Source organism: Mycobacterium sp. SMC-17 (assembly GCF_045310915.1).
Taxonomy (GTDB): Bacteria; Actinomycetota; Actinomycetes; order Mycobacteriales; family Mycobacteriaceae; genus Mycobacterium.
Map to the genome: position 1 here is coordinate 21254 of NZ_JBJIAK010000017.1, position 14766 is coordinate 36019.

The 14766-nt window shown below is 67.4% G+C and carries 12 protein-coding genes; 7 read left to right on the forward strand and 5 right to left on the reverse strand.

The genetic code is table 11. The features are described 5' to 3' along the window. Positions 1 to 5: 5 nt before the first annotated feature. Together ACJH7A_RS13165 and ACJH7A_RS13170 are read right to left on the reverse strand one after the other, a co-directional pair. Positions 6 to 800, reverse strand: a complete 795-nt coding sequence (locus tag ACJH7A_RS13165) for an acetoin reductase (RefSeq protein WP_406802101.1) — start codon at positions 798 to 800, stop codon at positions 6 to 8. A 14-nt stretch (positions 801 to 814) separates the two neighbouring features. Beyond that, positions 815 to 1861: a 2,3-butanediol dehydrogenase gene (locus ACJH7A_RS13170; RefSeq protein ID WP_406802102.1), complete on the reverse strand. Its 1047-nt coding sequence runs from the start codon at positions 1859 to 1861 to the stop codon at positions 815 to 817. A 114-nt stretch (positions 1862 to 1975) separates the two neighbouring features. On the opposite strand from ACJH7A_RS13170, the gene ACJH7A_RS13175 reads away from it, so the two are divergent. Both ACJH7A_RS13175 and dapD read left to right on the forward strand, forming a co-directional pair. After that, positions 1976 to 3790, forward strand: a complete 1815-nt coding sequence (locus tag ACJH7A_RS13175; protein ID WP_406802103.1) for an NAD(P)-binding domain-containing protein — start codon at positions 1976 to 1978, stop codon at positions 3788 to 3790. An 82-nt stretch (positions 3791 to 3872) separates the two neighbouring features. Continuing rightward, on the forward strand, positions 3873 to 4805 hold the full coding sequence (dapD, locus tag ACJH7A_RS13180) for a 2,3,4,5-tetrahydropyridine-2,6-dicarboxylate N-succinyltransferase (protein WP_318986210.1): 933 nt from the start codon (positions 3873 to 3875) through the stop codon (positions 4803 to 4805). Between the two features lie 72 nt (positions 4806 to 4877). On the opposite strand, the gene ACJH7A_RS13185 is transcribed toward dapD, so the two are convergent. Continuing rightward, on the reverse strand, positions 4878 to 5291 hold the full coding sequence (locus tag ACJH7A_RS13185) for a PPOX class F420-dependent oxidoreductase (protein WP_318986211.1): 414 nt from the start codon (positions 5289 to 5291) through the stop codon (positions 4878 to 4880). A 143-nt stretch (positions 5292 to 5434) separates the two neighbouring features. Here ACJH7A_RS13185 and ACJH7A_RS13190 point away from each other — a divergent pair, with 143 nt between their 5' ends. Next, entirely contained in the window at positions 5435 to 6760 is a 1326-nt protein-coding gene (locus ACJH7A_RS13190) for a hypothetical protein (protein ID WP_406802104.1), read from the forward strand. On the opposite strand, the gene ACJH7A_RS13195 is transcribed toward ACJH7A_RS13190, so the two are convergent. Beyond that, positions 6757 to 8154 (reverse strand): acyl-CoA synthetase, encoded by a 1398-nt coding sequence (locus ACJH7A_RS13195; RefSeq protein ID WP_406784224.1) that lies wholly within the window; start codon positions 8152 to 8154, stop codon positions 6757 to 6759. The genes ACJH7A_RS13190 and ACJH7A_RS13195 overlap by 4 nt on opposite strands. A gap of 141 nt (positions 8155 to 8295) precedes the next feature. Between ACJH7A_RS13195 and ACJH7A_RS13200 the strand changes: the two genes are divergently transcribed. The 4 genes from ACJH7A_RS13200 to ACJH7A_RS13215 all read left to right on the forward strand — a co-directional run bounded on the left by ACJH7A_RS13200 (position 8296) and on the right by ACJH7A_RS13215 (position 11299). Beyond that, positions 8296 to 9279 (forward strand): NAD-dependent epimerase/dehydratase family protein, encoded by a 984-nt coding sequence (locus ACJH7A_RS13200; protein ID WP_406784223.1) that lies wholly within the window; start codon positions 8296 to 8298, stop codon positions 9277 to 9279. Positions 9280 to 9347: 68 nt separating this feature from the next. Further along, complete coding sequence (locus tag ACJH7A_RS13205; protein WP_318986276.1) at positions 9348 to 9845, forward strand: NUDIX hydrolase; 498 nt, start codon at positions 9348 to 9350, stop codon at positions 9843 to 9845. A 114-nt stretch (positions 9846 to 9959) separates the two neighbouring features. Continuing rightward, the gene (locus ACJH7A_RS13210; protein ID WP_318986215.1) at positions 9960 to 10196 is read left to right on the forward strand and encodes a hypothetical protein; all 237 of its coding nucleotides are present in this window, start codon (positions 9960 to 9962) and stop codon (positions 10194 to 10196) included. Between the two features lie 83 nt (positions 10197 to 10279). Continuing rightward, on the forward strand, positions 10280 to 11299 hold the full coding sequence (locus tag ACJH7A_RS13215) for an isopenicillin N synthase family dioxygenase (RefSeq protein WP_406784222.1): 1020 nt from the start codon (positions 10280 to 10282) through the stop codon (positions 11297 to 11299). On the opposite strand, the gene ACJH7A_RS13220 is transcribed toward ACJH7A_RS13215, so the two are convergent. After that, the gene (locus ACJH7A_RS13220; protein WP_406802105.1) at positions 11287 to 14742 is read right to left on the reverse strand and encodes a proline dehydrogenase family protein; all 3456 of its coding nucleotides are present in this window, start codon (positions 14740 to 14742) and stop codon (positions 11287 to 11289) included. The two genes, ACJH7A_RS13215 and ACJH7A_RS13220, sit on opposite strands and share 13 nt — an antisense overlap. Between the last annotated feature and the right edge of the window lie 24 nt (positions 14743 to 14766).

Genomic DNA, 14766 nt, shown 5'->3' on the forward strand with positions numbered 1-14766 from the left:
GCATGTCAGCGATAAACCAGGCCGCCGTCGATGAGACCGGCCTGCCCGGTCATGTAGTCGGCGTCGGGCCCGGCCAGGTACGACACGAACCCGGCGACGTCATCCGGGGTTTCCGCACGGCCCAGCGCGATGCCGCCGACGAACTTCGCGTACGTCTCGCCGACCGGGGCGCCGGTGAGTTCGGCGAACCGCTTGTCGATCTCCACCCACATGTCGGTACCCACCACGCCGGGGCAGTAGGCGTTGACGGTGATGCCGTCGGCGGCGTGCTCCTTCGCGGCGGCCTGGGTCAGGGCGCGCACGGCGAATTTGGTGGCGCTGTACGGCCCCAGCATGGCGAAGCCGTCATGCCCGGCGATCGATGAGGCGTTGATGATCTTGCTGACCTTGCCGTGCGCCTGGTTGCCGAGTTCCTTGAATTTCGCGACCGCGGCCTGGATGCCCCACAGCACGCCGTCGACGTTGATCGACCACAACCGCTGCAGATCCTCCGGTGTGACGTCGGCGAGCGGGCCGACCAGTGCGACACCGGCATTGTTGACCATGATGTCGAGCCCGCCGAGTTCGGTTGCCACATAGTCGACGGCCGCGAACACCTGGTCCCGAGCACTGACATCGGCGACGAAAGTGGTGAATTTGGACCCGATTTCGGATATCTCGGCGGCCACCTCCGCCAAGGGATCGGCTTCGACGTCGACGAGCGCGACGTCGGCGCCGTCACGCGCCAGCCGTAGCGCGATACCGCGACCGATGCCACGTCCGGCCCCGGTGACCAGGGCTACCTGTCCTGCCAATGTCATTGCTGTTTCTCCGCTCATCGCGTCGGGTCGACCAGAACTTTCATCTTGTTCCCCGCATGCAGGGCCTCGAATCCTTCGGAAACCACGTCACCGATCGGGATCTGGGCCACCCATCCGCTGGTGTCGTAGGCGCCCTGCGCCATCAACGCGATGACGGCCTCGAAGTCAGCGCCCGTGTAGCACAGCGAGCCCTGGATGCGGGACTCGTTCATCACCAGGTTCAAAAGCGGTGTCTGCAGCGGCTTTTCGTAGATCGCGACGCTCACCATCGGCTTGCGGGATCCGACGCACGCCAGTGCGGTCTCCACAGCGGGCGTGACACCGGCGGCGTCGTACACCGCGTCGGCGCCGGCACCGTAGGTGTGGTCGGCGATGAAGCCGGGCACATCGCTGACCGTCGGGTCGAGCGTGACGGCGCCGAGCGCTTCGATGGCCGCGCGGCGCGTCGGCGACGGCTCGACGACGAACACTTCCTGAAGTCCCTTGCCGCGCAACGCGAACCACAATCCGATGCCGATGGGACCGGCGCCGAACACCATCGCGGTGTCACCGGGTTTGACGTCGCCGAGGGTTGCCGCGTGGTAGGCCACCGACATCGGTTCGACGAGCGCGCCGAGTTCCAGCGAGACGTTGTCGGGCAGCCGGTGCAGCATGTTCGTCGGCACCACGGTGTACTCGGCCATGCCACCGTCGGACATCAGGCCGTGGAAGCCGATCTGCTGGCAGACGTTGTAGTTGCCTGCCGCACACGGGCCGCAGTGGTCGCATTTGTAGATCGGCTCGACGGCCACCCGGTCGCCCTCGCGCCAGTCCGTCACCCCGGCGCCGACCGCCGTGACGGTGCCGGAGAACTCGTGGCCCAGCGTGAGCGGGAGTTCCTGATGCGTCAGGGGGTGCGGCTGTGTGGGGACGAAGATGGGGCCGGCGTAGTACTCGTGCAGGTCGGTGCCACAGATGCCGTTGAATCCGACCTGTAGTTGCACCTGGCCCGGCCCGGGAGTCGGGATGGCGACGTCCTCGACCGAGACTTTGTTGGGTCCGTAGTAGACAGCAGCTCTCATGCGACCAGTTGTATGTGACCGCGGCCACACACCGACAGAGTTGCAGGAGGTTGCAACGCTGCAACGTGCTGCAACTCTTGTCGGGAGTTGCGCCCTGGCTGTGTTCTGAGTCACATGACCGCAACACTGGAACCCACCACCGCCATGTCGCCGCAGCAGCGCGTCGAGAACTGGCTCGCCAACTTCGAGGCGGCACTGGCCGCACAGGACATCGACGGCGTCGTCGGGATGTTCGCCGTCGACAGCTTCTGGCGTGACCTCGTCGCCTTCACCTGGAACATCAAGACCGTGGAAGGCCGCGACCAGATCGCCGGCATGCTGCGCGCGCGGCTGGCCGACACCACCCCGTCCGGGTTCCGGACCCGTGAACCCGCCACCGCCGACGGCGACGTGACCTCGGCGTTCATCGAGTTCGAGACGGCCACCGGGCGCGGCTCGGGCCACCTGCGGCTACGCGGCGACGAAGGTTGGACGCTGCTGACCACGCTGCAGGAGCTCAAGGGCCATGAGGAGCGCAAGGGCGCGACGCGGGTGCTCGGCGCGGTGCACGGGTCCGACCCCGACCCGCGCTCGTGGGCCGAGAAGCGCGCCGAGGAAGAGGCGACGCTGGGGCGCGAGAAGCAGCCCTATGTACTGGTCATCGGCGGTGGTCAGGGCGGTATCGCGTTGGGTGCGCGGCTGCGGCAACTCGGAGTGCCGTCGATCGTCGTCGACAAGCACGAGCGGCCCGGCGACCAGTGGCGCAAGCGCTACAAGTCCCTGTGCCTGCACGACCCCGTGTGGTACGACCACCTGCCCTACCTGCCGTTCCCGGCTAACTGGCCGGTCTTCGCGCCCAAGGACAAGGTCGGCGACTGGCTGGAGTTCTACACCAAGGTCATGGAGGTGCCGTACTGGTCGCGCACCGAATGCCTCTCGGCCACTTACGATTCCGATGCCGGCCGGTGGAGCGTCGAGGTGAACCGCGACGGCGAGCGCATGACGCTGCACCCGACCCAGCTGGTACTGGCGACCGGCATGTCCGGAAAGCCAAGCATCCCAACACTTCCGGGCCAGGACATCTTTGCCGGGGAACAGCACCACTCGAGTCAGCACCCGGGCCCGGACCGGTACGTCGGCAAGAAGGTCGTCGTGGTGGGGTCGAACAACTCGGCGCACGACATCTGTAAAGCCCTGTACGAGAACGGCGTCGACGTGACGATGCTGCAGCGCTCGTCGACCCACGTCGTGAAGTCCGACTCACTGATGGAGCTCGGCCTCGGCGACCTGTACTCGGAGCGCGCGGTGGCCGCCGGCATGACGACCGAGAAGGCCGACCTGACGTTCGCGTCGCTGCCGTACGCCATCATGGCCGATTTCCAGCGACCGATCTACGACGCGATCCGGGTGCGGGACAAGGACTTCTACGACCGGTTGGAGGCGGCCGGCTTCGAGCTGGACTTCGGCGACGACGACTCCGGCCTGTTCATGAAGTACCTGCGCCGCGGCTCGGGCTACTACATCGACGTCGGTGCGTGCGAGCTGGTGGCCAACGGTTCCATCAAGCTGGCGCACGGCCAGGTGTCACATCTGACCGAGAACGCGGTGGTGCTGGCCGACGGCACCGAACTGCCCGCCGACGTCGTCGTCTACGCGACCGGCTACGGCTCGATGAACGGCTGGGCCGCCGACCTCATGGGCCAGGAGATCGCCGACCGCGTCGGCAAGGTGTGGGGCCTGGGCAGCGGGACCGCCAAGGACCCCGGCCCGTGGGAGGGCGAACAGCGCAACATGTGGAAGCCGACGCAGCAGGAGAACCTGTGGTTCCACGGCGGCAACCTGCACCAGTCACGGCACTACTCGCTGTATCTGGCGCTGCAGCTCAAGGCCCGGTACGAGGGCATCCCGACGCCGGTGTACGGGCTGCAGGAGGTCCATCACCTGCAGTGAGGGTTCCCTCGCCGGACCGGGGGCACCGCCCGCTCGTGGGTGGTGCCCCCAGTTCAGCGCTGGTTCAGTAGCCTTTAGCAACGTGACTTCTTCTTCTGGTGCATCCGGCATCGGCATCGCCACCATCACCTCCGACGGAACCGTCCTCGACACCTGGTTCCCGGCACCCGAACTGAACGCCGACGCCGCGGCCGGCCCGGTCCCCGCTGAGCTGGAAGCCCTCGTCGGCACCGACGAGGACCGCGGCGTGCGCACCGAGATCGTGCGCACCACCATCGCCTCGCTCGACGACAAGCCCGCCGACACGCACGATGTCTGGCTGCGCCTGCACCTCCTGTCGCACCGCCTGATCGCGCCGCACGGCGCCAACTTGGACGGCATCTTCGGCCTGCTGACGAACGTGGTGTGGACCAACTTCGGCCCCTGCGCGGTCGAGGGCTTCGAGACCGTCCGCGCCAAGCTGCGTCGTCGCGGCACGGTCACCGTGTTCGGTGTCGACAAGTTCCCCCGCATGGTCGACTACGTGCTGCCGAGCGGTGTGCGCATCGCCGACGCCGACCGTGTCCGTCTCGGCGCGCACCTCGCGTCGGGCACCACCGTCATGCACGAGGGCTTCGTCAACTTCAACGCCGGCACCCTGGGCACCTCGATGGTCGAGGGCCGTATCTCGGCGGGCGTCGTCGTCGATGACGGCTCCGACGTCGGCGGCGGCGCGTCGATCATGGGCACGCTGTCCGGTGGCGGCAAGGAGGTCATCTCGGTGGGCAAGCGCTGCCTGCTGGGCGCCAACGCGGGCCTGGGCATCTCGCTGGGCGACGACTGCGTCATCGAGGCCGGCCTGTACGTCACCGGCGGCACCAAGGTGACCACCGCCGACGGCCAGACCGTCAAGGCCAAGGAACTGTCCGGCTCGAACAACCTGCTGTTCCGCCGGAACTCGGTCAGCGGCGCGGTCGAGGTCGTCAAGCGCGACGGCACCGGCATCACGCTCAACGAGGCGCTGCACGCCAACTAGAGTCTGCTCACCGAAAGTGAGCTTGTGTGCGTGGTTTCATCGAAAGCTCGCACACAAGCTCACTTTCGTCGTTCAGGCCCAGGGGCCGACGCCCGTCACCTTGTCGATGGTGATGCGGGTGAGGTATCCCGGCGGCGCGCCGGCCGGTGGGAACTGGCCGTTGAACTCGGGCGCCATCACGTTGGTCAGTCGGGTCAGCACCTCGGGCGCCCCACCCTCGACGATGCGGGCGGTACCGCTGATCGCGAGGTACGGATTCACCGATGCGGCGCCCCGGTCGGTGCCGATGATGGTGACCGCCACACGCGGGTCGCGGCGCATGTTGCGCAGCTTCTTGTAGTCGCCGAGGTGCGCGCTGACCAGTTCGTCGCCCTGCAGTTCGACCCACACCACCGAAACCTGCGGGCTGCCATCGGCATTCAGAGTCACCAGCGTTGCGTTGGCCCCGTCCCCGATCAGGGCGCGGGCTTCGTCTGTGAGTTGCATGGGATCTACAAGGCCGCGGCGGCGTGTGGCATTCCCGCCGGGAAAGAGCTTGTGCGCGTGGATACGCCCAGCTCGTCGCCGCCGGGAAGTTGGAGGTTTTCCCCCAGGGACATCGGCGCACATTCATCGCTAGCGTCAATCCGGTGAGCACTACGACCGGCGACGCGGACACCTTGACACCTACCGAACCCGACAAGATTTCGGCGCCCGAGTGGACCGGCGCGCAGAAGCTGGCGTTCCGGCTGTTCTTCACCATCGGCGGCGGAATCCTGATCCTCTCGGTGTACGGCAATCTGGGCCTGAGCGTCTTGATTGCCCCGCTTCTGCAGGGGCTCGCAAACCTGGGCAGTTTCGTGACCCGCGGCGAGGGCGCGTACCTGAACGTCGACGGCGGCGCTGATTCCCTGGCGGAGTGGTGCCTGCACCTCGGCTGGATCCTGGTGGCTCTGGTGATCACCGCGGTGTGGACCGCCCTGGACCGGCATCGGCCGAACTACCGCAGCCTTGCCGCGCTGCTGCTGGTGTTCGCGCGGTTCGGTCTGGCCGTCTCGATGCTGCTCTACGGTCTGGCCAAGCTCATTCCCACGCAGATGGCCTACATGATGCTGCCCGGCTACCAGATCCAGATGGTCGGCGACGTCAGCATGATGAACACGCTGTGGGGTTTCATGGGCGCCTCGGACCCCTACTCGGTGGCCACCGGCCTGGTCGAATTCGCCGCCGGTGCCCTATTGCTGTGGCGACGTACCTGGCTGCTGGGCGCGCTGATCGCGATCGTGGCCATGGCCCAGGTGTTCCTGCTCAACCTCTTCTACGACGTCCCGGTGAAGCTGGTGTCCGGCCAGCTGTTGTTCATCGCCGTCGCGATCACCACGCCGTACTGGAAAAGCCTGGCTCAAACGGTATTCCAGCTTGGCGCTCCCGAACCGGTCGCGCTGTGGCCGGCGCTGGGTTCCGGCAGGCGGTGGGTGCGCCGGACCGGCACCGTGGCGAAGTTCGCCATCGCAGGCGTCGTCGTCGTGCTGGTCACGACGTTCAGCGTCGTCACCTACCAGCAGATTCGGCACCGGGAATCGGACATCGACGGAGTCTGGCGCGCAACGTCATTCACCGTGGAAGGCGAACAGGCGACGCTGCAGCAGACCTCGCCGGCGCCATGGACGAATGTCGCGATCGCGGACCGGTCCGGCGACTACACGAGCTTCGTCACCCAGGTCCCGGCGGGCTACGTGACCGTCTACCTGTTCGAGATCCGCGGCGACCGGCTGGAGATCAAGAGGCACGAAGCGGATCCGCCCACTGTGCTGCACTTTCGCCTCGACGGTCCCGACCGGCTGACGTTGACCGGCACGGTCGACGGCAAGCACATCGAAGGCGACTACCAGCGACGGCACATGCAGCGCAGCGAATCTCACTTCCGGTTGATCCAGCCGGAGATCGAGGGTGGACCGGCCAGTCGTCTGCCCTAGACGAGGAGCTTCTTCTGCACCTTGCCCATGGCGTTACGCGGCAGGCTGTCGACGAGGCGCACCTCGCGCGGCCGTTTGTGCACCGAAAGCTGTTGCGCCACAAAATCGATGAGTTCCTGCGCCGATGCGGACCCGACCACGAACGCGACGATGCGCTGGCCCAGGTCGTCGTCGGGCACGCCGACCACCGCGGCCTCCGATACACCCGGGTGCCCCAGCAGGACGGTCTCGATCTCGCCGGCACCGACCCGAAAACCACCGGACTTGATCAGGTCCACCGACTCACGGCCGACGATGCGATGCATGCCCTCGGCGTCGACGACGGCCACGTCGCCGGTGCGGTACCAGCCGTCGTCACCGAGCACCTCCGCCGTCGCCTCGGGCCGGTTGAGGTACCCGCTGAACAACGTCGGCGTGGAAACCTCCAGGCGGCCAATGGTTTCCCCGTCGTGCGGCACCGGCGACCCGTCCTCGGCGACCAGCCGGGTCTGCACGCCGTCGAGCGGCAAGCCGACCCAGCCGGGCCGGCGTTCACCGTCGACCCGGGTCGACAGGGTGATCAGCGATTCGGTGCTGCCGTAGCGCTCGACGGGTGCGTGCCCGGTGAGCCGCACCAGGTCGTCGAACACCGGTACGGGCAGCGCCGCACTGCCGGACACCAGCAGCCGGGCGCCCCGCAACGCCTCGGCGGCGGCGGCATCGGCCACGACGCGGGACCACACGGTCGGCACGCCGAAGTACAACGAGCCGCCCGCCTCCGCATACGCGGCCGGTGTGGGTTTCCCGGTGTGCACGAAGCGATTTCCGATGCGCAGCGAGCCCAGCAGGCCGAGGATCAGGCCGTGCACGTGGAACAACGGCAGGCCGTGCACCAGCGTGTCGGCCGGGGTCCAGGCCCAGGCTTTGGCCAGCGCATCGATGTCGGCCGCGATGGCGCGACGGCTGATCAGCACGCCTTTCGGCAGACCCGTGGTGCCCGAGGTGTACATGATCAGCGCCGTCGAATCCGGCGAGGGCTCGGCGTAGCGGTGCCAGGACCGGGCGTGCAACCGGACCGGAACAACCGGTAGTCCTTCAGTCTCCTCGGGCGCCTCCCCCAGCCAGGCCTGCGCGCCGGAATCGGTGATCATGTGTCGGCGTTCGGCCGCACCGACATCGGCCGGCACCGGAACCACCGGCACCCCCGCGATGAGGCAGCCGGCGATCGCCAGCACCGTCTTGGCGGTAGGCCGTGCCAGGACGGCGACCAGCGACGCCCCCGCGACCCGCTCGGCGACCGATGTCGCAGCCCCGACCAGATCGCTGCGTGACAGCACCGCGCCGTCGATCCGCACCGCGTCTTCGAGGTCGTGTCCGGCAGCGACAACGGCGGGGTTCAGAGAGGTCAGCAGCACATCGCGAGGCTACTCGCCTATCCGATTCCAGCGAAGGACCCGCGTCAAAAATGACTCGCGCTCGGCCGTCGGCGCCAATAGGTTCGAAGCCGTGAGGGCGGGACATCGTCCGTTCGGCAGGGCAACCGGGGACCAGCGACAATGAAGATTCTCGTGACCGGCAGTTCGGGTCACCTGGGTGAGGCACTGATGCTGCGCTTGCAGCAGACGAACCACGAGGTCGTCGGCCTCGATACGACGGCGTCGGTCTTCACCCGCCACCAGGCATCGGTCACCGACCCGGTGGCCGTCGCCGAAGCGATACGCGGGGTCGATGCTGTTGTGCACACCGCGACGCTGCACAAGCCGCACGTCGCGACCCACACCCGGCGGGAATTCGTCGATACGAACATCACCGGCACGCTCAACCTTCTCGAGCACGCGGTCGCGGCCGGGGTGACCCGATTCGTCTACACCAGCACGACGAGCGCATTCGGGGACGCACTGGTTCCTGCTGCGCACGAACCCGCCGCGTGGATCACCGAGGACGTCGCGGACAGGCCCAAGAACATCTACGGCGTCACCAAAGCAGCCGCCGAAGACCTGTGTGAACTGTTTGCGCGCCGGCGCGGACTCCCCTGCGTGGTGTTGCGGACCTCGCGGTTCTTTCCGGAATCCGATGACAGCAAGGACATTCGGGACAGCTACGACGATGCCAACGCAAAGGTCAACGAATTCCTCTACCGCCGTGTCGATCTCGAAGATGTCGTCGAAGCCCACCTGCGGGCCATCGAGCGCGCACCTGTTATCGGGTTCGGGCGCTACATCATCAGCGCGACGTCGCCGTTCACCGTCGCGGATCTGCCGCAGTTGCGGCTGGACGCACCGGCGGTCGTGGCACGCTGCGTGCCCGGGTACGTGGACGAATACCGGCGCCGCGGCTGGACCATGTTCCCGTCGATCGACCGGGTCTACGTCAACGACCGCGCCAGGACCGAACTGGGTTGGCACCCGCGGCACACCTTCGCCGAGCTGATCGGAGCACTCGCGCAGGGTCGCGAGTTCCGCAGTTCCCTGGCGCTGTCGGTCGGCTCGAAGGGATATCACTCGCAGGTCTTCTCCGACGGCCCATACCCGGTCGAATAGCGGCACTCCGCGATACTGGAGCTGTGATCGAACGCGTCGGCTCCCGTGAGGTCTACCGCAACGCCTGGATGTCTGTGCGCGAAGACGACATCCGTCGTCCCGACGGCACCACCGGCATCTACGGCGTGGTGGACAAGCCCACCTATGCCCTGGTGATCGCCCGCGACGGCGACCGCTACCGGATGGTGGAGCAGTTCCGCTACCCGATCGGGTTGCGGCGCTGGGAGTTTGTGCAGGGCACCGCGCCGGGCACCTTGGACGGCGACGAGCCTGCGCCCGGCGATCTGGCGGCGCAGGAACTCCGCGAGGAGACCGGGCTGCGTGCCGAGACGTGGGAGGTGTTGGGCCAGTTGGACGTCGCACCCGGGATGTGCAGCCAACGCGGCTGGGCCTACCTCGCGACCGGCATCACCGAGGGCGAACACGAACGTGAGCATGAGGAGCAGGACATGCACAGCGAGTGGTTCACCGCCGATCAGATCGAGGACATGATCCGCCGCGGCGACATCACCGATGCGCAATCGTTGGCGGCGTGGACGTTGTTGCGGTTGCACACGGGCCGATAAGCGATCCTGCCAACTCCGATAAACATCGCGCCACCTGGGATGACGCCGTTTCGGGCGCCTGTTGATCTGGGCATCGCACCCAGGCACCCAGCAGGAGGCAACGGCATGAAAACGATGAGCAGTAGTACACGGCAGGCACTGGGCCGTTACGTTCTCGCAGGCGCACTCGGAGTCGGAGTCCTGGTGTCCCCGATCGTGTGGTCGTTCGCCGAGGACACGCAGAAGGCGCTGCCGGAAACCGTTGTGGCATCGCACAACAACCACGGCATCGATCAGCTGCAGTGGCTCCAGGACATCCAGCCGCACGCGCAGGCGCCACGGGTCGACACCACGGTGCACCAGAGCCAGTAGTCGGCGTCACAGACCGACTGTGTTGCGCGAGAAGAATTTTCACACTTGATCTCAACTTAGGTTGAGGTTCTAGCGTCGACAGCATGACCCAACCAGAAGTGATCGTCGACCGCGTCGTCCTGCAGGACGGCTTCGTCCCAGTGATAGACATCAGCAGCGCCCGCACCGGCGACCCGACGCACCGCCAGGCGGTGGCCGATGCGATCGGCCGGTGCTGCGAGACGAGCGGCTTCCTGATCCTGGTCGGGCACGGCGTGCCGTACAAGGCCATCAACGACGTCAACCGCGCCCTGCGCGAATTCTTCGCGCTACCGCAGGCCGAAAAGGACAGCGTCCGAGCACTTCCGGGCGACCCGCTGGCCCGTGGATTCAGCAGCGCGGGCAAGCTCGCGGCCACCAACGATGGCGCGGACGTCGCGGCCGAACACCAAGCGCCGGACCGGGTCGAGAAGTTCGTCCACTTCCCGCTGGGCAACCCGGAGGGTCTGGGCGGCGACGGCTGGACCGACGAGCGGGTGGCCGTCGCCGACCGCTGGCCCGACCTCCCGGGATTCCGCGCGGCCTACGAGCGCTACTACGCCGAAATGGAATTACTGGCGACCGAATTGTCGCGGCTGTTCGCGCTTGCCCTCGGCCTGCGCGAGGACTGGTTCGACGCGTCGATCGACCGCCACAACTCCAACCTGATGGCCAACTACTACCCGGCCGACAATCGGCCGGCCGGCGAAGTCCGGCTGAGCCAGCACAGCGACTGGGGCAATCTCACGATCCTGTTGCAGGACGAATCTCAGCGCGGGCTACAGGTTCGGGGTGACCAAGGCGAATGGATCGATGTGCCCATCGTCCCCGGATCATTCGTCATCAACATCGGCGACCTGCTGGCCCGGTGGACCAACGACCGCTGGGTCAGCACCGTGCACCGTGTAGTGAGCAACGGCGCGGGCGGAGAGCGGTTCAGCCTGCCGTTCTTCCACCAGCCCAACTTCGACGCCGTCATCGAGTGCATCCCCACGTGCACGACGGCCGACAATCCGCCGCGCTACGCACCGGTGGTGTCGGGGCCCTATCTGCTCGACAAGTTCAAGCTCGCCTACGCGCTCTGAGTTACCGCGTCACCGAACAGGTTCTCGGACAACGGCGTCGGAGAACCGAATCGGTGCGCCGTCACGGCGATCGCCTGCTCGTGCAGGAATGTCAGCAGCTCGACGCGCCCGGCTTCGACAACCGGCCCCGCGTAGAGCGCGGTGCCGACAGCGCCGGCACTGTCGCGCGCGAACTGTTCGCGGCTGCCGCCGAGCAGGCGAACCCGTCCAGGTGCGTTGCCGCGCAGGGTGTTCCGCCACGACACCGCATCCTCCACCCGGTAGACGACGCCGGCGGTGGCCAGCGTGCCGGCGATCGCCGGAGCGAGCGGAACCGGGGTGGAGACGGTCACGCGGGAGCCGGCCAGGATGCCCGCGCCGACCACGCGCAACAAGGCTGCCGGATCGGCATTCTCGGCGCGCACCGTGACCGGGACGGGCAGGTACCGGAAGACGTTCTTCTCCGCCATCAGACCGGAGACATCGCGCGCGACGCCGAACTCCGTCGCCCAGGCATGTGCGTCGGCTCCGAAGGACCGTTCGAGGAAATCGATTTCCGCGGAATCCAGCGCGAAAGTCTGTGCGGCGTCGAGGATCGCTTGTACGGCCGGCGAAACCGGAGCAGTCTGGGTCGCCGGCGCGGAACGCCAGTCACTCAGCCCGACAAGGTAGTTCGGGCAGCCCGCCTTCGTGCCCGCACCGACCGCCGATTTCTTCCACCCGCCGAAGGGCTGACGCTGCACGATCGCGCCGACGGTCGAGCGGTTCACATAGGCGTTGCCCGCCTCGACCCGGTCGAGCCAGTGTTCGATCTCCTCGCGGTCCAGACTGAAGAGGCCTGCCGTCAGTCCATAGTCGACCTGATTCTGGATGGCGATCGCCTCATCGAGATCGGCGGCGGCGATGAGGCCCAGAACCGGTCCGAAGTATTCGGTGAGGTGGAACTCCGAGCCGCGCCGAACCCCGGTCTTCACTCCCGGCGACCAGAGCCGGCCGGTGTCATCGAGTTGGCGGGGCTCCACCAGCCACTGCTCCCCCGGTCCGAGCTGCGTGAGCGCCTTCAGCAGTTTGCCGTGCGCGGGTTCGATGACGGGCCCCACCTGAACGGTCGGGTCCGACGGGTAGCCGACCTTCAGCGACGTGACGGCATCGACCAGCTGGTCGCGGAACCGCGCGGACCGCGCGACCGAGCCCACCAGAATGCCCAGCGACGCTGCCGAACACTTCTGTCCGGCATGCCCGAAGGCCGAGTACACCAGGTCTTTCACCGCGAGATCGAGATCGGCATGGGGAGTGACGATGATGGAGTTCTTGCCGCTGGTCTCGGCCAGCAGCGGCAGGTCGGGCCGGAAGCCGCGGAACAGTTCGGCGGTCTCGAACGCGCCGGTGAGGATCAGCCGGGCGACGCGCGGGTCCGATACCAACCGGGTGCCGAGATCGCCCTCGTCGAGATGCACCAACCGCAGCACGTCGCGCGGCACGCCGGCGTCCCAAAGTGCTTGCACCATGACGGATCCACACCGCCTGGCCTGCGTGGCGGGTTTGATGATGACGGGACTGCCCGCGGCCAGCGCGGCCAGCACCGACCCGGCGGGGATCGCCACCGGGAAGTTCCATGGCGGCGTCACCACCACCAATCCCGCAGGCACCGCGACGGCGCCGTCCACAGCATCGAGTTTTTCCGCCTGTGCCGCATAATAATTCGCGAAATCGATGGCCTCGGAGACCTCCGGATCGCCTTGATCCAGCGTCTTGCCGCACTCGGACGCCATCACCTCCAGCAACACCGCCCGCGCTGCCTGCAACGAGGCCGCCGCGCGCCGCAGGACCGCCGCCCGCTCAGCACCGGTCCGCTTCGCCCACACCGCACCCGCGGTGACGGCCTCGGCGATGATTCCGTCGAGCGCGGCCGTGCTCGTCACGGTGTGCTCGGCCACCAGCTCCACACCGGTCGACGACGCGGCGATCCGCTCGGTGATCGCCCGCCCCCACAACCGATTTCCGGGCAGCGCCGGATCGGTGTCGGCGACATTCGCGAACCGGCCGGCCGGGCACATTGCCGCGCGCGGATCGTCGGTACGGCGATCCTGACGACGGTTGGGCACCGGAATGACAGTCTCCCCCACGAGATCCGCGAGCGACGCGATGAACCGGTCCTTCTCGCGCTGGAACAGCGACTGGTCGTCGTGCAGCTCGAACACCGCCGACATGAAGTTGTCCTGGCTGGCACCTTCCTCCAACCGCCGCACGAGGTAGGCGATCGCGACGTCAAAGTCCTTGGGGTGCACCACCGGTACGTACAGCAATAGACCGCCGACGGTGCGCCGGACGGCTTCGGCCTGGGCCTCCGCCATCCCCAGCAGCATCTCGAACTCCACCCGGTCCCGGACGCCGCGACGCCCCGCGAGCGTCCACGCGTACGCGATGTCGAAGAGGTTGTGCCCGGCGACACCGATCCGCACGTTCGCCGTGTGTTCGGGCCGCAGCGCGTAATCCAGCACCCGTTTGTAATTGGTGTCCGTGTCCCGTTTGGTCGGCAGGGTCGCCACGGGCCAGCCGTGCAGCGAGGCCTCCACGTGTTCCATGGGCAGGTTGGCGCCCTTGACCAACCGGACCTTGATGCCCGCGCCGCCCCGCTCGCGGCGCGCGCGAGCCCAGTCCTGCAGGCGCATCATCGCGCTCAGCGCATCGGGCAGGTAGGCCTGCAGCACGATCCCGGCTTCGAGGTCCAGCAGATCGGCCCGGTCGAGCAGCTTGGTGAACACCGCGATCGTCAACTCCAGGTCGCGGTACTCCTCCATGTCGAGGTTGATGAACTTCTTCGTCGGCGCGGTCGCCGCCTGCGTGAACAACGGCAGCAGGTTCTGCGCGATGTGGTCGACGGCTTCATCGAACGCCCACGGCGAGTGCGGTGGCACGGTGGCCGAGACCTTGATCGACACGTAGTCGACGTCGGGGCGGGCGAGCAGCCGTTCGGTGCCCTGCAGCCGTCGGGCCGCCTCGGCCTGGCCGAGCACGGCCTCACCGAGCAGGTTGATGTTGAGTCCGACACCACGGCTGCGGATCCGTGCGATGGATCGTCCGAGACGGGCATCGGTTGCGTCGACGAGAAGGTGACCGACCATCTGGCGCAACGCCTTCCGGGCGACTGGGATGACCAGGCCGGGCGCGATCACCGACACCAGGGCGCCGAGCTTGATCAACAGCCGTTCGTGCAGCGGCAGGAAGGCAGGCGCGTTGCGCGCGAGGGCCCGGAGGTTGGCCGCCGCGACGCGATGGTCTTCGGGCCGGATCACCCGGTCGACGAAGCCGACGGTGAAATCCAGGCCGTGCGGATCGCGCAGGACGTCGGCCAACCGTCTGCCGGCCGGGGCGACAGGCAGGCGGGCGGCGTCGTCGAGCCAGGACCGGACCTGACTCACGACATCGGTCAGCAGATCTTCGTCACTGCCTAGCTGGGTCATCTGCCCATCATGAGCTCGTCAGAC